The organism is Cryptosporangium arvum DSM 44712 (assembly GCF_000585375.1).
In the GTDB taxonomy this organism is placed as follows: domain Bacteria; phylum Actinomycetota; class Actinomycetes; order Mycobacteriales; family Cryptosporangiaceae; genus Cryptosporangium; species Cryptosporangium arvum.
The window spans coordinates 8,460,868-8,477,365 of the sequence record NZ_KK073874.1; the positions used below are offsets into that span (position 1 = coordinate 8,460,868).

At 70.6% G+C, this 16,498-nt stretch carries 16 protein-coding genes; 11 read left to right on the forward strand and 5 right to left on the reverse strand.

The features are described from left to right. Positions 1 to 69 precede the first annotated feature (69 nt). From deoC to CRYAR_RS38635, 3 genes are read left to right on the forward strand one after another with little or no spacing between them, the layout of a single operon-like run. Positions 70 to 1,002: a deoxyribose-phosphate aldolase gene (gene deoC / locus CRYAR_RS38625; RefSeq protein WP_035858234.1), complete on the forward strand. Its 933-nt coding sequence runs from the start codon at positions 70 to 72 to the stop codon at positions 1,000 to 1,002. A gap of 6 nt (positions 1,003 to 1,008) precedes the next feature. Then, a complete protein-coding gene (locus tag CRYAR_RS38630; protein WP_035869594.1) occupies positions 1,009 to 2,427 on the forward strand; it encodes an aldehyde dehydrogenase family protein in 1,419 nt (472 codons plus the stop codon). Next, a complete protein-coding gene (locus tag CRYAR_RS38635; RefSeq protein ID WP_035858235.1) occupies positions 2,424 to 3,233 on the forward strand; it encodes an aldehyde dehydrogenase family protein in 810 nt (269 codons plus the stop codon). The genes CRYAR_RS38630 and CRYAR_RS38635 overlap by 4 nt, the downstream gene beginning before the upstream one ends. Positions 3,234 to 3,851: 618 nt before the next feature. Here the strand turns inward: CRYAR_RS38635 and CRYAR_RS38640 are convergent. Together CRYAR_RS38640 and CRYAR_RS38645 are read right to left on the reverse strand one after the other, a co-directional pair. Beyond that, positions 3,852 to 5,327 carry an ATP-binding protein gene (locus CRYAR_RS38640; RefSeq protein ID WP_084701520.1) on the reverse strand — a complete coding sequence of 492 codons (1,476 nt, stop codon included), beginning with the start codon at positions 5,325 to 5,327 and terminating at the stop codon, positions 3,852 to 3,854. A gap of 13 nt (positions 5,328 to 5,340) precedes the next feature. Then, entirely contained in the window at positions 5,341 to 6,030 is a 690-nt protein-coding gene (locus CRYAR_RS38645; RefSeq protein ID WP_035869599.1) for a response regulator transcription factor, read from the reverse strand. Positions 6,031 to 6,248: 218 nt separating this feature from the next. On the opposite strand from CRYAR_RS38645, the gene CRYAR_RS38650 reads away from it, so the two are divergent. The 6 genes from CRYAR_RS38650 (at position 6,249) to CRYAR_RS38675 (ending at position 9,983) form a co-directional block, all read left to right on the forward strand. Further along, positions 6,249 to 6,566, forward strand: a complete 318-nt coding sequence (locus CRYAR_RS38650; RefSeq protein ID WP_035858236.1) for a hypothetical protein — start codon at positions 6,249 to 6,251, stop codon at positions 6,564 to 6,566. An 81-nt stretch (positions 6,567 to 6,647) separates the two neighbouring features. After that, positions 6,648 to 7,688 carry a hypothetical protein gene (locus CRYAR_RS38655; RefSeq protein ID WP_035858238.1) on the forward strand — a complete coding sequence of 347 codons (1,041 nt, stop codon included), beginning with the start codon at positions 6,648 to 6,650 and terminating at the stop codon, positions 7,686 to 7,688. Between the two features lie 16 nt (positions 7,689 to 7,704). Then, on the forward strand, positions 7,705 to 8,280 hold the full coding sequence (gene pxpB, locus CRYAR_RS38660) for a 5-oxoprolinase subunit PxpB (protein ID WP_245620605.1): 576 nt from the start codon (positions 7,705 to 7,707) through the stop codon (positions 8,278 to 8,280). Then, the gene (locus CRYAR_RS38665) at positions 8,274 to 9,191 is read left to right on the forward strand and encodes a 5-oxoprolinase subunit C family protein (protein ID WP_035858243.1); all 918 of its coding nucleotides are present in this window, start codon (positions 8,274 to 8,276) and stop codon (positions 9,189 to 9,191) included. Before pxpB ends, CRYAR_RS38665 begins: the two co-directional genes overlap by 7 nt. A 139-nt stretch (positions 9,192 to 9,330) precedes the next feature. Then, positions 9,331 to 9,687, forward strand: coding sequence for a VOC family protein (locus tag CRYAR_RS38670; protein ID WP_035858245.1), 357 nt, complete (start codon positions 9,331 to 9,333; stop codon positions 9,685 to 9,687). Positions 9,688 to 9,785: 98 nt separating this feature from the next. After that, entirely contained in the window at positions 9,786 to 9,983 is a 198-nt protein-coding gene (locus CRYAR_RS38675; protein WP_035858247.1) for a PspC domain-containing protein, read from the forward strand. Positions 9,984 to 10,000: 17 nt separating this feature from the next. On the opposite strand, the gene CRYAR_RS38680 is transcribed toward CRYAR_RS38675, so the two are convergent. Next, entirely contained in the window at positions 10,001 to 10,978 is a 978-nt protein-coding gene (locus CRYAR_RS38680) for an endonuclease/exonuclease/phosphatase family protein (RefSeq protein ID WP_051571516.1), read from the reverse strand. Beyond that, complete coding sequence (locus CRYAR_RS38685) at positions 10,975 to 12,072, reverse strand: adenosine deaminase (RefSeq protein WP_035858249.1); 1,098 nt, start codon at positions 12,070 to 12,072, stop codon at positions 10,975 to 10,977. Before CRYAR_RS38685 ends, CRYAR_RS38680 begins: the two co-directional genes overlap by 4 nt. 287 nt (positions 12,073 to 12,359) lie before the next feature. On the opposite strand from CRYAR_RS38685, the gene CRYAR_RS38690 reads away from it, so the two are divergent. Further along, positions 12,360 to 14,540 (forward strand): MMPL family transporter, encoded by a 2,181-nt coding sequence (locus CRYAR_RS38690; protein WP_169745146.1) that lies wholly within the window; start codon positions 12,360 to 12,362, stop codon positions 14,538 to 14,540. A 111-nt stretch (positions 14,541 to 14,651) separates the two neighbouring features. Beyond that, positions 14,652 to 15,365 carry a maleylpyruvate isomerase family mycothiol-dependent enzyme gene (locus CRYAR_RS44250; RefSeq protein WP_169745147.1) on the forward strand — a complete coding sequence of 238 codons (714 nt, stop codon included), beginning with the start codon at positions 14,652 to 14,654 and terminating at the stop codon, positions 15,363 to 15,365. Here CRYAR_RS44250 and CRYAR_RS38700 read toward each other — a convergent pair. After that, positions 15,362 to 16,486, reverse strand: a complete 1,125-nt coding sequence (locus CRYAR_RS38700; RefSeq protein ID WP_035858253.1) for a hypothetical protein — start codon at positions 16,484 to 16,486, stop codon at positions 15,362 to 15,364. The genes CRYAR_RS44250 and CRYAR_RS38700 overlap by 4 nt on opposite strands. Between the last annotated feature and the right edge of the window lie 12 nt (positions 16,487 to 16,498).

A 16,498-nucleotide genomic window follows, 5' to 3' on the forward strand; every position in this document is an offset into this window, starting at 1 on the left:
GGGCCGCGGGCGGCTAACGGCAGAAGTTGCCGTGACCGGGGCGGTAACGCGCTGCGTAGGATCGTCGTCATGTCAGTCACCCCGGTGCTGGATACAGGCCAGTCCGAAGCGTCGTTGCGCCGGTTCCTGCACGGCCTGCCCGGCGTCGACGAGGTCGGCGCGAAGGCCAGGGCCGCGCGCCTGGGAACCCGCTCGATCAAGACGTCGGCCAAGGCCTACGCCCTCGACCTGACGATCCGCATGATCGACCTCACCACCCTCGAAGGCGCGGACACGCCGGGCAAGGTCAGGGCGCTCTGCGCCAAGGGCCGCCACCCGGGCGACGACGCCCCGCCGGTCGCGGCGATCTGCGTCTACGGGGACCGGGTCCCGGAGGCCGTGGACGCGCTGAAGGGCTCGGACGTCCACGTCGCGGCCGTCGCCACCGCGTTCCCGTCCGGCCGGGCGCCGCGCGAGATCAAGCTGGCCGACACCCGGGCGGCGGTAGCCGCCGGTGCCGACGAGATCGACATGGTGATCGACCGGGGCGCGTTCCTCTCCGGGCGCTACGGCCAGGTGTTCGAGGAAATCGTCGCGGTCAAGGAGGCCTGCGGCGACGCCCACCTCAAGGTGATCCTGGAGACCGGCGAGCTGGTCACGTTCGACAACGTGCGCCGGGCGTCCTGGCTGGCGATGCTGGCCGGCGCCGACTTCATCAAGACCTCCACCGGCAAGGTCTCCCCCGCCGCGACGCTGCCGGTGACGCTGGTGATGCTGGAGGCCTGCCGCGACTTCCGCGACGCCCACGGCCGTCAGGTCGGCATGAAGCCCGCCGGTGGCATCCGCACCGCCAAGGACGCGATCAAGTACCTGGTGATGGTCAACGAGATCACCGGCCCCGACTGGCTCGACCCGGACTGGTTCCGGTTCGGCGCGTCCAGCCTGCTCAACGACGTCCTGCTGCAGCGCCGGAAGATGGCCACCGGCCACTACGCCGGCTCCGACCACGTGACCCTGGACTGACTGATGGTGTTCGAATACGCACCCGCACCCGAGTCGCGCGGCGTCGTCGCGCTCCGGGACTCCTACGGCCTGTTCATCAACGGCGAGTTCACCGACGGTGGCGGCGTCTTCAAGACCGTGAACCCGGCCGACGAGGAGGTGCTGGCCGAGGTCGCTTCGGCCGACGCCGCCGACGTCGACCGCGCGGTGGCCGCGGCCCGGGCCGCGTTCGAGAAGGTCTGGGGTCCGATGCCCGGCCGCGAACGCGGCAAGTACCTGTTCCGGATCGCCCGCATCCTGCAGGAACGCGCCCGTGAGTTCGCGGTGCTGGAGTCGCTCGACAACGGCAAGCCGATCCGCGAGACCCGCGACATCGACCTGCCGCTGGTCGCCGCGCACTTCTTCTACTACGCGGGCTGGGCCGACAAGCTGTCGTACGCGGGCCTCGGGTCCGCCCGGCCGCTGGGGGTGGCGGGCCAGGTCATCCCCTGGAACTTCCCGCTGCTGATGCTGGCCTGGAAGATCGCACCGGCGCTGGCCACCGGCAACACCGTCGTGCTCAAGCCGGCCGAGACGACGCCGCTGAGCGCCCTGCTGTTCGCCGAGGTGTGCCAGCAGGCCGAGCTGCCGCCCGGCGTCGTCAACATCGTGACCGGCGCGGGCGAGACGGGGCGCGCGCTCGTCGCGCACCCGGGGATCGACAAGGTGGCGTTCACCGGCTCGACCGACGTCGGCCGGGAGATCGCCCGCGCGGTGGCCGGCTCGGGCAAACGGCTCACGCTGGAGCTCGGCGGCAAGGCCGCGAACATCGTGTTCGACGACGCCCCGGTGGACCAGGCGGTCGAGGGCATCGTCGACGGGATCTTCTTCAACCAGGGGCACGTGTGCTGCGCCGGGTCCCGGCTGCTCGTCCAGGAGTCGGTGGCCGACGAGGTGCTCACCGCTCTGCGCCGGCGGATGGCGACGCTGCGCGTCGGCGATCCGCTGGACAAGAACACCGACGTGGGCGCGATCAACTCGGCCGAGCAGCTCGCGAAGATCCGGGAGCTGTCCGCGGCCGGTGAGGAAGAGGGCGCGGAGCGCTGGTCCCCGCCGTGCGAACTGCCGTCGCGCGGGTTCTGGTTCGTGCCGACGCTGTTCACCGGCGTCTCGCAGGCGCACCGCATCGCCCAGGAGGAGATCTTCGGGCCGGTGCTGTCGGTGCTGACGTTCCGGACGCCCGCGGAGGCCGTCGAGAAGGCCAACAACACGCCGTACGGCCTGTCCGCCGGTATCTGGACGGAGAAGGGCTCGCGGATCCTCTGGATGGCCGAGAAGCTGCGCGCGGGCGTGGTCTGGGCCAACACGTTCAACCAGTTCGACCCGGCGTCGCCGTTCGGCGGGTACAAGGAGTCCGGTTACGGCCGCGAGGGCGGCCGCCACGGCTTGGAGGCCTACGTCCGATGAGCCGGCTCTCGGTCCGCAAGACCTACAAGCTGTACATCGGGGGCGCGTTCCCCCGGAGCGAGTCCGGGCGCACGTACCCGGTGACCGACTCAGGAGGAGCGTTCGTGGCGAACGTGGCGCGCGCATCCCGGAAGGACGTGCGTGACGCGGTCGTCGCGGCTTCCAAGGCTTCGCCCGGGTGGGCGGCCCGGACGGGTTACAACCGCGGCCAGATCCTCTACCGGGCCGCGGAGATGCTCGAGGCGCGCCGGTCGGAGTTCGGCGCCGACGTGGACGCCGCGATCGACCGCTGGGTCTTCTACGCCGGCTGGGCCGACAAGTACGCCCAGGTCGTCGGCGCGACGAACCCCGTTTCCGGCCCGTACCTGAACCTGTCGACGCCGGAGCCGACCGGCGTGGTCGGGGTGTTCGCACCGGGCGGCTCGCCGCTGCTCGGGCTGGTGAGCGTCATCGCGCCGGTGATCACGACCGGCAACACGTGCGTGGTCGTGGCCACCGACCCGGTCGCGGCGATCACGCTCGCGGAGGTGCTGGCCACGTCCGACCTGCCCGGCGGCGTGGTGAACGTGCTGACCGGTGAAGCGGCCGAGCTGGGCTCGTGGCTGGCGGCGCACGAGGAGGTGCGTGGCCTCGACCTGGCCGGGGCGTCCCCCGAGCAGGCCGCGGAGTGGGAGGGCCTGGCCGCGGGCACCCTCAAGCGCGTGCGCCGGCCGGACCCGGCGGAGGACTGGACCGCCGACCCGGCGATCTCCCGCCTGACCATTTTCACCGAAACGAAGACGGTCTGGCACCCGGTCGGCATCTGACGCGCGCGCTCCCCACAGGGCCGCGTCCACCATGCTGACCGGTATCGGTTTCCTGCGCGCGACGGCGATGGACATTGGGATTCCGTCGCCCCACGCGGCCTCCGGAGATAAGAATGCGCCGTTTCACTGAGTGGTCACCGCGTATGCGCACGCTTCCACTGAGTGAACCCGCACCGCACAGTCGTCTGCACGTGCATCCCGAAGCCGGAAGCCCCCCGAATACCTGACTTCCCCACCATCCGAACGTCCGCCCAAATTGGCACGGCAAATGCGAAAAACATTCGCCTCAGAAGCAAGGGCGAAGCCCGAGCCGATATCCAAAGCGCGAAGCGCGAGGCGCCCTAACCTGGAGCCCGTTCAGGGCGGCGCTGCCGCGCGGGCGCGAATCCGCCGCGTATAGGTGATACTCAAGGGTTCGCGCCCGCGCGGCAGCGTCGTCCTGAACGGGCCGCCCCCCAAAAAAGCCTTACGCGGTGGGGCAGAGGGCTTGAGCCTGCTCTGCTCCACCGCGCTTCAGCTGCGTCCGGCGCCCGGGGGGTCGGCGTCGGTTCGCATGGTGTCTGACAAGTGAAACGTTACGTTGGCGGATTGATCGCCGGGAAGTCCCTTGAGGTTTCGTTAAGGTCTGTCTGAACGCGAGTTAACCCGCGTCTTGCGTATGGCGCGCAATGCGCCGACAGCGCGATGCAGGGGCCGGTAATCACCAGCACCACGAGGCACATCAGGCCACGCCCGATCGGAATCATCACGTTCCGGCATCGGTTCGCCGCCGCCCCGCGCCATGTTCCGGAAGACCGCCGGATCGAGCATTGCGAGATCGACCCGAATTCGTGCGCCGCCCATCGGACTCGTGTCGATTCGAATCGAGCCGCCCGCGGTCTCCGCGACCTTTCGAACGATGTCGAGCCCGAGCCCGGTCGAGCCGCCGCCGCTGTTCCCGCGCCGCACGGCCATCCGGGGGTGCCGGATGCCGGTGCCCGCGTCCTCGATGACGAGCGCGGCCACCGGACCGCGCAGCACGAGCACGCTCACCGCGAACGCCACCCCCGGCGCGGTGTGCCGGAACACGTTGCCCAGCAGGACGTCGACGCACGAGACCAGTTCGGTGCGGGAGACCGAGACCGGGACCCGCCGCCCGACGCCGGCCAACCGGCAGTCGCGGTGTTCGTCCTCGGCGAGCGCGCCCCAGAACTCGACCCGCTCGGAGACGACCTCGGCCAGGTCGCACCATTCCGGGCCGCGCTCGGAGAGCGGGCGGCGCGCGGTCTGGATGATGACGTCGACCTCGCGCTCGAGCGTCGCGACGGCGTCGCGGATGCGGGCGGCGTCCACGCCGTCGTCGAGCGCCTCGGCGTCCAGCCGCAGCGCGGTCAGCGGGGTGCGGAGGCGGTGCGAGAGGTCGGCGGCCAGTTCGCGCTCGGCGTCGAGGGTCGCGACGACACGGTCGGCCATGGTGTTGAACGAGGCGCCCGCTTCGGACAGCTCACGCGGGCCGGAGGGCTCCACCCGGGCTTCCAGGTTGCCGTCGCCGAACGCGCGCGCGACGGCCGCGAGGTTGCGGGTCGCGCCGACGACTTTCGCGGCCAGCCGGTCCGCGACGACCACCGACCCGATGACCAGCCCCAACGCCACCGCGAGAAGCGCCGCGGACGCGCCGGCGACGCCCCGGGACAGGGCGTCCGAGGGGACGAAGACCTCGATGACCGCGACCTGGCCGGTCGAGATCTTCGTCGGCTGCAGGTAGACGACCCCGCCGTCGACGTCGGAGGTGATCGACTTGTCCTCGCTGGCGCGGACCGTCTTGATGTCGGTGGGTTTCGCGCGCGTGGTGCCGATCACCGGGGTCTGCCCGTCGGGCAGGTAGATCGCCAGGCCGTCGGAGTTCCAGGCCGGGATCGTGCTGATCGCGTCTTCGATGACCTTGACGTCGTTCGTCGCGGCCAGCAGGGAGACGGCCTGGTTCGCCTGACGCTGCGCGTCGCCGAGAGCCCGTTCGCGCGCGATCTGGTGCACGACGAGCAACAACGGCACGACGAAGGCGAGCGAGACCATCGCCGTCGTCGCGAGCGCAACCAGCGCCAGAGCACGCCTCATCGGTGACCCGACCTCATGTGGTGGGATCCACGAGCTTCACACCTACCCCACGAACCGTCCGGAGGTACCGCGGAGCAGCCGCGGTCTCTCCTAGCTTGCGGCGTAACCAGGACAGGTGGACATCGATCGTCTGGTCACCTCCGACCGCGGGCTGGCGCCACACGGCCTCGACGAGCTCGCGGCGGCTCACCACCGTGCCGGGCCGGGCCGCGAGGTAGGCGAGCAGGTCGAACTCGCGCCGCGCGAGGTCGAGCGGGGCGCCGTCGAGCACGGCTTCGCGGCGGTTCAGGTCGATCCGGAGGCCACCGACGGTGAGCGTGGGGTCACGCCGCACCTCGCCCGGGCTGCTGCGCCGGAGCACCGCGGTCATCCGCGCGGTGAGGTGCTCGAACGAGAACGGCTTGACGAGGTAGTCGTCGGCGCCGGAGTTCAGCAGGCGAACAATTTCCCGCTCGTTGTCACGGGCGGTAGCAACCACCACGGGAACATCACAAACGCCACGCAACATGCGCAAAGCGTCTGCTCCGTCCAAATCGGGTAGTCCTAGGTCGAGGATTACTACGTCGGGACGCGCAGAGGTGACTTCCCGCAGTGCGTCCAGCGCGGTTCCCACAGCACGGACCACGTGGCCCGCCTTTGACAGAGAACGTACAAGGGCACTACGGATCGTGGGGTCGTCCTCGACGAGCAACACGGTCGGCATGTCCGGCACGGTAGCCGGATGAAAGGATGGACGGTATGCCTCGTGCGGTACGGCTCACCTTGCTGTGGCTCGGTACCACCGCCTTAGCCGTGACCGTTTCGTGGTTTGGCGTTCGACTCGTCCTTTATGCAGCCGTCCCAGATCGGTCGAAACTACTCTCGGTATCGGATTTAAAAAGTGCGTCACCGAGAGCGACCAGGCCGCCGCCGGCTGCAGGCGTGACACGGAGTCCGTCACCCACCGTCGAGACCAGCAACGACCCCGCGCCGGTGCCGCAGCGGTGGGAGGACGCCGACGGGCTGGTCAACTACACGAGCACGGTGCCGACGGACGGCGGCTGGGCCAAGCTTCAGTGGAATGCCGACAAAGTACTCGTCATCGACATCCTGGCTGAATCTGGTTACAAGTACGCGGTTAAGCAAGAAAGTGACACGAGACTTAGCGTCTCGTTCGAGTCGGCCGCGAAGACCACCCAGATCACGGCCTGGTGGGACGACGACCGGCCCAAGCTCGACGTCGACAACGGCAACGGGTGAGTCGCGGGGGTGGCGCCCGCCACTCCGATGCGGGACAGCCCTAAGGTAGACGCGACGAAACGTCCTTACCCAGGAGGAGCTGTGGCGGGCAGGCACCCGGAAGACGTCGAGCCGCTCGAGGACGAGCTGTCCGACGATGCCGAGTCCGCCGAGGAGGACTCCTCCGACGAGGTCGAGGACGGCGAACGCTCGGAGCGCGTGGTCGAGTACTGGGCTGAGCTCGGTATCGATCCGGTCGAGATCGCGCTGCCGCGCGGCGGCGTCGGCCTGACGCTGCGTCAGTACCGCGTGGTCGAAGAAGAGATCGTCGAGGACGAGCCCGTCGAGGACGACGACGAGCCCGAGGCGCTCGAGACCGTCACCGCGGACGACGAGGACGACGAGACTCGCCCGACCGAGGCCGACACGAAGGCCGACACGAAGGCCGACACGAAGGCCGACGCAGAGGCCGACGAAACGGCCGACGCGGACGAGGACGACGAGGACAGCGACGGGGACGACTCGAAGCGGTCCACGCGGAGCCGGGCCCAGAAGTACAGCGACGAGGCGCTCGCCGAGCGCTTCAACCGCGAGTACGAGGACGACTCGGACGACGAACCCGAGGACGAGGACGTCGACGAGCCGGAGACCGGCCGGGGCCGCCTCGCCGCCGGCGAAGAGGAAGCCGTCTTCCTCGCCACCGACGGCAAGCTGCACCTCTTCCGCGACGCCGCCTCGCTCGTCGCGTTCGTGAAATCGCCGGCCGTCCACGACCTACTCGGCGGCGACACCTGGTCCGAACTGGTCGAGACCATCACCCCCGACCTGGTCGTCCCCGACGACGAGGACCGCTACGAGCTCGACCTGGTCGTCGAGAACCTGCGTGGCGGCCGCGACGTCTGGGAGGGCGACCTCATCGTCGGGGCCGGCGAGCTCGCCCGCGACCTGGCCTACGCGCTCGACCTGACCGAGGTCGACGCCAGCCTCTCGCCCGGCTCCCCGCTCGACGACCTGGACGAGGCCTTGCGCGCGAAGGGCTTCTTCGGCCGCCGGAAGCTCCGCCGCATCGGCGCCGAGCAGGCCGCGCTGGCCTGGCGCAGCGTCATCGGTCGGATCTCGTCGTCGGTCGAGTGGCACGACTGACCCCAGCATGAGCCGGATGGGCCGGGACGCGGAGCTGATCGACGCGGACGATCCGGCGGCCCTCCGCGCGGAGATCGTGCGGAGGGCGTTGCCCGGCGTCGAGGACGTGGTGCCGGGCGCACGGACCGTGCTGGTGCGGTTCCGCCCGGGAACCCGGCCCGATCTGGGCTGGGCCGGGTCCTGGCGTCCGGCGGAAGCCGCTGAGCGGGCCGGACGCGAGGTGGAAATCCCCGTCCACTACGACGGACCCGATCTCGACGATGTGGCCGCCTACGCCGATCTCACGCCCGGTGACGTCGTGGCCCGGCACTCGGGTGTGGTCTATACGGTCGCGTTCACCGGGTTCGCGCCCGGTTTTGGATATTTGACCGGTTTGCCGAGTGAGCTGCACGTTCCGCGCCGGAGCTCACCGCGGACCCGGGTGCCGACCGGTGCGGTGGGGTTGGCCGGGGAGTTCACCGGCGTGTACCCGCGGCCGTCACCGGGCGGCTGGCAGTTGATCGGGCACACCGAGCGGACGCTGTGGGACCTCGCCACCGACCCGCCCGCGCTGCTCACCCCCGGTGACCGCGTGCGGTTCGTGCCGTGCTGAGCGTTCGCGCGGCCGGGCCGCTGACCACCGTCCAGGATCTGGGCCGGGTCGGCTGGGCACACCTCGGTGTCCCCCGGTCGGGTGCGCTCGACGTGCCCGCGCTCGCACGGGCGAACACCCTCGTCGGCAACACCGTGTCGGCGGCGGCGCTGGAGATCACGCTCGGCGGTCTGGTGGCCGCCTTCTCCACCGACGCCGTGGTGGCGCTGACCGGAGCCCGGTGCCCGCTCACCGTGGACGGAGTTCCGGCCGCGCACGCGGCCGCGGTGGGAGTGCCGGCCGGCGCGGAGCTCCGGGTGGACGCCGCGAGCACGGGGGTACGCGCCTACCTGGCCGTCGCGGGCGGCCTCGCCGCCGAGGAAGTGCTCGGCAGCCGCAGCACCGACATCCTCTCCGGTCTCGGCCCGCCCCGCCTCCGCGACGGCGACACGCTCCCGATCGGCCACCAGGTTCCGATCCGGGGCCCGGCCCCGGTGGGTCCGTGGTCCGCGGCCGCGGAACTCGACCTGGACGCCGTCCGAGCCGGGTTCGCGGCCCGGAGCGTCGTCGAGCCGGAGATCGTCGTCGAGCCGGCGTTGCGGGTGGTTCCCGGCCCCCGGGAGAGCTGGTTCACCGCGGACGCCGTCGAGGCGCTCTACTCGGCGCCATGGACCGTCACGTCCGAGAGCGACCGGGTCGGCGCCCGGCTCGACGGACCGGCGCTGGACCGCGCGATCACCGGCGAACTCCCGAGCGAGGGCATGGTCGCCGGTGCGCTGCAGGTGCCGCCGTCCGGCCCGGTGCTGTTCCTCGCCGATCACCCGGTCACCGGCGGGTATCCGGTGATCGGCGTCGTCCATCCGGACGATCTCTGGCTGGCCGCGCAGGCCGCTCCGGGCACCATGGTTCACTTTCGACGCGACGACATGTGAGCCGAAGCTCCATTCCGTACGTGAGTCAGCCGAGGAGCCAGGGATTTCACGGCGCTTCATGGGACTCACGGGCGACACCACGTGGTAAAAGGGCACACTTACGGGTGTCGGGTCCGAAAACGACGGTTACGGAGCAGCGATGCCCACTTTGGCCAACGGCAAGCTCGCCTATCTCGAGATCCCGGCCGTCGACGTGCGTCAGTCCGCCGACTTCTACAGCCGGGTGTTCGGGTGGGCGCTACGTCGGCGTGGTGACGGCGCGCTGGCCTTCGACGACGCGGTGGGCGAGGTGAGCGGCGTCTGGGTGACCGGCCGGCCACCGGCCTCCGAGCCCGGCCTGCTGATCTACATCATGGTCGACGACGTCGAGAAGACGATCACGTCGCTGGTGCAGCACGGCGGCGAGCTGATCCAACCGGTGGGAGGCGAGCCGCCGGAGGTCACCGCCCGGTTCCGCGATCCGGCCGGCAACGTGTTCGGCATCTTCGAGCAGTAACCCTGAGACGAGAGGTCAGGGCGAGTCCCGATGGTGGCGACGCGGATCGGGGCGCACCGTTGATATCGACCCAGTCGAGCAAACGAAAGGTGCTCCCGATGTCCTCGGTGTCCTACGGCCGTCGCCTCGCCCGCCCGCGCAACGACCGGTGGATCGCCGGTGTCTGTGCGGCCATCGGCCGACGCTTCGGTCTCTCCGCGAACACCGTCCGCCTGCTCTTCGTGCTGTCGTGCCTGCTTCCCGGCCCGCAGTTCCTGATCTACCTGATCGCCTGGTTCATGATCCCGGGCGAGTGACCGTCAGCGGACGACCCTCACCGGATGACGAGGTCGGCGACGATCGCGCGGTGGTCGGAACCCGCGATCGTGTAGGCGTCGAACCGGGACGCGTCGGCGCGGGAGTCGACGAGCACGTGGTCGAGCGTCACCGGTGGCGCTTTGGTCCCGTTCATCGGCCAGGTCGGTACGAGCCCCTTACCGACCTGGGCCGCCGCGTCCACGTAGCCGGTGTCGACGAGCGTGCGGAACGGCGAATGGTCGAGCGAGGCGTTGAAGTCGCCGGCCATCACCCGCACCGGGCCGACCTTCGACGCCGACGGCAGCCGCGAGAGGTCCCTGACCCAGCGTGCGGGCGACCCGAACTCGGCGGCCTGGAAGATCGGCGGGCGCGGGTGCGCGCTCACCACCTCGTACACCCGGCCGTCGGAGACCCGCAGCTGCGCGGCCGTCTGGTCGAACCCCGACTTCGGGTCGACGGTGCGGTTGTCGGTGAGCGGGTAGCGCGCCCAAATCCCGGTGCCGGACGCGCCGGGCAGCGCCCGCAGCGCCGAGTACGGGAACAGCCGCAGCGCCGCGAACTCGGCCGCCCACTCCGGCGTCAGCTCCTGCACGGTCAGCACGTCCGGCTTCTCCCGCCGGATCAGCGCAGCCAGTTCGGGCACCGAGCCGGCCCCGATCTTCGTGTTGAACGCCATCACCCGCAGCCGATCACCGTCGGACGGCGCGCCCGACGGGATCGCCCGCGGCACCACGAACGCGCCGAACACCGCCACGACGACACCGGCCACCACCGCGGCACGCCAGCGCCGGGTGACGAGCGCGGCCACCAGCGGCACGAGCGAGACCGCGGCGACGTACGGCGTGAACGAGACCAGCTGCGCGAACGGCGTCCGGTGGTCGTAGCCGGCGGCCCGGACCAGCAGCCACGCCACCAGCCCGGCCACCGTCAGCCACAGGGCCGTGCCGAACGCCCGCACCGCGGGCCGGCGGGCCACCCCCGCCGGAGCGGTCATGCGGAGAGCAGCCGCTCGTAGCCGGGTTTGATGACGTCCTCGATCAGCCGCAGCCGCTCGTCGAACGGCAGGAACGCGCTCTTCATCGCGTTGACCGTGAACCAGCGCAGGTCCGCCCAGCCGTAACCGAACGCCTCCGACAGCAGCGCGAACTCCTTCGACATCGACGTGCCGCTCATCAAGCGGTTGTCGGTGTTGACCGTGACCCGGAACCGCAGGTCACGCAGGAGCCCGATCGGGTGCTCGGCGATGGACGCCGCCGCACCCGTCTGCACGTTCGACGACGGGCACATCTCCAGCGGGATGCGCTTGTCGCGCACGTACGCCGCCAGCCGTCCCAGCCGGGCTTCGCTCGGCTCCGAATCGCCCGGCTCGATGTCGTCCACGATCCGCACGCCGTGCCCCAGCCGGTCGGCACCGCACCACTGCAGCGCCTCCCAGATGCTCGGCAGGCCGAACGCCTCACCGGCGTGGATCGTGAAGTGCCCGTTCTCACGCTTGATGTACTGGAACGCGTCCAGGTGGCGGGTGGGCGGGAACCCGGCCTCGGCGCCCGCGATGTCGAACCCGGCGACGCCGGCGTCCCGGTAGGCCACGGCCAGCTCCGCGATCTCGCGCGAGCGCGCGGCGTGACGCATCGCGGTGAGCAGCGTGCCCATCCGGATCGAGTGCCCCTCGGCCGCGGCCTCGGCGGCACCGGCCTCGAAACCGTGCAGGACGCTGTCGACGACCTCGGTGAGCGCGAGCCCCTGCTCGATGTGCAGCTCCGGCGCGAAGCGCACCTCGGCGTAGACCACGCCGTCGAGCGCGAGGTCGTAGGCGCACTCGGCGGCGACGCGGGTCAGCGCGTCCTTCGTCTGCATGACGCCGACGGTGTGACGGAAAGTCTCCAGGTACCGCACCAGGGAGCCGGAGTCGGCCTGCACGCGGAACCACTCGCCGAGCTCGTCGACGTCGGTGGTGGGCAGGTCGCGGTACCCGGTCTCGGCGGCCAGCTCGACGACGGTGCGTGGCCGGAGCCCGCCGTCGAGGTGATCGTGCAGCAGAACCTTCGGGGCCCGAACGATGTCGGGGTAGGCCAACGGATCACTCATGCCCGCAGAGGCTATCCCAGTCCGACATCGGGATTTTCATCGCATTGACCAGCAACGATGTCGTTGTGGGTTTGTTGCGCAACACACCGTAGGAGTTCACCCCGCCGATACCTAGGTATTAGGGGTCGCCCCAGGGGCGAATCAGGGGCGGTACCTGATGCCGATGCCAGGCCTACTCGGAGAAGGTGAGCCCCGTCATCGCGCCCGACGGGGGTGCGGGCGCACGGAGGGGTACACAGATGTTCGGTCGATTGAGCCGATTCTGTTTCCGGCACCGCTTGCTAGTGGTGGCCGTGTGGGTCGTGGCGATCGCCGGTGGTGTCTTCGCCAGCGGCCCGGTGTTCGATTCCCTGGACAAGAAGTCGAACGACGTGAAGTTCGAGTCGGTCACCGGTGACGACGTCCTCGATGCCGCTCAGACCGAGGGCGGTTCGGTCATCGCGGTGATCGACCGCGTCGACCCGGACGCCGCGGCGACCAGAACCGCTGTCGACGCCGCCGCGGCCGACCTGCGGAGCGAGGCCGGCGTGGTCGGGGTCGACACCCCGTACTCGGCCGGGCCCGCGCTGGTGTCCCAGGACAAGCGCGCGCTGATGATCGTCGTCCACTACGAGAAAGACCTCGCCGACGACGTCGAGGACAGCTCGGTGGAGGCGGCGCAGAAGCGGCTCGACGCGATCGATCTCCCGGGCGCGAAGATCGAGCTCGGCGGCGACCAACTGCTGGGCCGTGAGATCAACGGCGCGGTGCAGAACGACCTGTCGACGGCCGAGATGGTCTCGCTGCCGCTGACCCTGCTGTTCATGGTGCTCGTGTTCGGCGGGTTCATCGCCGCCGGGCTGCCGGTGCTCGGCGCGGTCGCGTCGGTGGCGACCGCGATGGTGACGCTATGGGGCTTCTCGAAGTTCGTCGGGTTGGGCAGCGACACGGTCACCGTCGTCACGCTGCTCGGGCTCGGGCTCTCGATCGACTACGGGCTGCTCGTCGTCTCCCGCTACCGCGAGGAGCTGGCCGTCCTGGTGGCCGCGGCCGGCCCGGAGCTGATGCCGAAGAAGGTGCGGGTCGGCAAACCGATCCTCCCGCTCGCGCTGCGCGAGGAGGCCGTGCGCCGCGCCGGAGCGACCTCCGGGCGGACGGTCGCGTTCTCCGCGCTCACGGTCGTGGCGTCGTTCGCCGGGCTGGTCGTCGTCCAGATGCCGTTCCTGCAGGCCATCGGTGCGGCCGGTATCTCGATCGCGCTGGTCACGATGCTCACCGCGGTCACGCTGATCCCGGCGCTCCTGCGCCTGGTCGGCCGCCGGATCACGCCGGCGGGGACCAAGCGGTTCCGGAAGGCGCGTCACGTGGACCCGAACCGAGGGCTGTTCGCCGGGATCGCCCGCGGTGTTCAGCGGCGTCCGGTCGTGGTGCTCCTCGGCTCGCTCGCGGTGCTGCTCGTCGCCGCGGTCCCGGTGCTGTCCACGACGATCAGTTCGCCGGGGATCGGCGAGATCCCGACGTCGATCGAGTCGCGCCGGGTGCTGGACACGCTGGACAACCGGTTCGGTCGCCAGGAGGCGCCGGCGATCTCGGTGGTGGCGCGGACGGACGCCGCCGACCTCGACCGGTGGGCCGCGGGCTTCACCGACGACCCCGAGGTCCGTCGGATCGGCGCCGCCGAGCAGGTGCGACCGGGCACGTCGGTGGTCGCGATCGACGTCAGGGGCGACGCCAACGGCTCCGAGGCGCGCGAACTCGTCGAACGGTTGCGTGCCGACCGCCCGGACGGCGGCGAGTCCTGGGTGACCGGCCAGGCCGCGTTCTTCCACGACGAACTGACGCTCTACAAGCGGGACCTGCCGCTCGCCGCCGGCGTCATCGCGATCGCGATGTTCGTGCTCCTGTTCCTGATGACCGGTTCGGTGGTCGTGCCGATCAAGGCGCTGCTGATGAACCTGGTCTCGATGGGCGCGACGTTCGGCGCGATGGTCGCGGCGTTCAAGTGGGGATGGGGCGCCGGTCCGCTGGACCTGCTGGTCAACCCCGGTCTCGACCCCGCCGTGCTGATGGTGATCTTCGTGTTCGCGTTCGGGCTCTCGATGGACTACGAGACGTTCCTCCTGGCCCGGGTGAAAGAGGAGTACGACAAGGGGCTGTCGAACGACGCGGCGGTGCGGACGGGACTGCAGCGCACCGGGCGGATCATCACGTCGGCGGCGATCGCGATGGTGATCGTGTTCTCCTGCTTCGTGCTGGGTGACATCGGCACCGTCGAGCAGATCGGCTTCGGGCTGGTGGTGGCGGTGCTCGTCGACGCGACGATCGTCCGCTGCCTGCTGGTGCCGGCCACGATGACGCTGCTCGGCCGGGCGAACTGGTGGGCACCGCGTCCGCTGAAGCGGGTGTACGACCGGTTCGGCCTCAAGGAGGCCCCCTCGGCGCCGGAGCCGGTGTCCACTCCGGAGAAATCGGTTCTGGCCTCCAAATAGGGGCATGAACTCCTGGGTCGGCTCGTCAGTCGACCCAGGAGTTCGACCGTTCGGCGCGAATCGGGTTAACGGTCCTGCACGGAGAGTCCCGCCCAGGGCAGGATGTGCCGGGTGACAACGTCGACGTACGATCTCCCCGCCGCCGTCGCGAACGTCCCCCTGGCTCAGGATCGGCTCGCCAACACGGTCAGCACGCTCACCGACGCCGAGATCCGGGAGCCTTCGGTGCTCCCCGGCTGGACCAGGGGACACGTCATCGCCCATCTGGCGCGCAGCGCCGAGGCGATGATCCGGCTCGTCGACGGCGTGCTGACCCAGCGGCCGGCCCAGGCCTACCCGGGTGGCCCGGCCGGCCGGGAGGCCGAGATCGAGCTCGGTGCCCGCAGCAGCGCGGACGAGCTGGCCGACGAGGTCTACTCGACGAACATCGCGATCGTGCACGCGTTCGCCCGGATGACCACGCCCACCTGGGGCCGTCAGGTGCAGTTCCCGAGCGGCTCGTTCCCGGCGTCCCGGTGCGCGTGGGGCCGCTGGCGCGAGGTCGAGATCCACCATGTCGACTTGGGCCTCGACGTCTACACGATCGAGTCGTGGCCGGAGGAGTTCGTCTCCTGCCACCTGCCGCACGAGCTGGCGAAGCTGCCGAACCGGCTGGCGCCCGGCACGGCCGTGCAGGTGGGGCCGAGCCGGTTCGGCTCCGGCGAGGTCGTCGCGTCGATCGACGGCCCGGACGAGGCGATCCTGGCCTGGCTGTTCGGCCGCGTCGGCCTGGCCGCACCGTCCCTGACGATCACCGGCTCGGTGGAACTTCCCCCGTGGAGCTAGGCCTTGGGCAGCGGTGACCAGGTCTTGCCGTCGGCGCTCACCCAGCTGCCCTTGGGCCCGTAGACGAGCACCCGGGCTCCCAGGTCGTAGACGGCGCCGCTCACCTGGGTGACCGGCGTCAGCTCGCCGCCGGGCGACACCACGGCGACCCGGCCCTCGGACGCGATCACCGCGTCGCCGGAGTCGGTGACCGCGACGCCGCTGCCGGTGTTGACGCGGTACTCCTCCGGCAGCTTGACGCTGTCGAACGAACTCCCGGAGTTCGTGCTGTGGAGCAACGACTGGCGGGTGCGGCGGGTGTTCTCGGACGGCGCCGTGCCCCCGGTGCCCCCGGAGACGTCGGGGTCGGCGAGTGAGAGCGCCCACGCCACCTCACCGGCGCCCGCGAGGTCGACCGAGGACGCCGACGGCGCGGGCACCCGGTTGACCGTCCAGTTCCGGCCCTCGTTGCGGCTCACCGCCAGCACGATGCGCCCGACGCCGTCGCGACCCTGGATCCAGAGCGAGCCCTCGGCCACGCGCGTGGCGCTGATCGTCTCGGTGAGCTGGGGCGGCGGCGGGCCGAACGACTTCGAGGAACCGTTGGGGCCGATCACCCGGAGGAACGGTTCGGCGCAGTCGACGTCCTGAGAGCACCAGCCGACGAGCGCCGAGTTGGCCGGCACCACCTTCGTGACGCCGAGCGGCTGCGCGCTGTGCGCCGGCCAAGTCTTGCCGTCGGTGGTGAGTCGGGCCGGGCGGTCGGCGTCGACCTGGATCTCGGTGACGACCTGCCCGCCCGGAAGCACCACGGCGTACGCGTCGTCGAGCGGCGTGCTCGTCACCGGGTCACCCGGCACTGTGGACGCCACCCAGCTCCGACCTCCGTCGGAGGTCCGAAGTAGCTGGTAGGAGCAGCTGTCCGCGCCGCAGTGGGCCCGGACCAGCGCGCCGTCGTCGGCGTCGAGGAACCGGCCACCGATCGGCAGCCCGTCGTAGGCCACCAGGCTGGAGCTCAGCGTGTCGTCGTTGCCGGTCGGCGACGCGGTGCTCTCGCTGTCGGCGGCGGAACGGTCACCACAGGCGCCCAGCAGGAGCGTGGTGGCGGCGAGTAAAGCCAGGAACGCGTGGCGCTCCGTCACGGTCGAATCCCT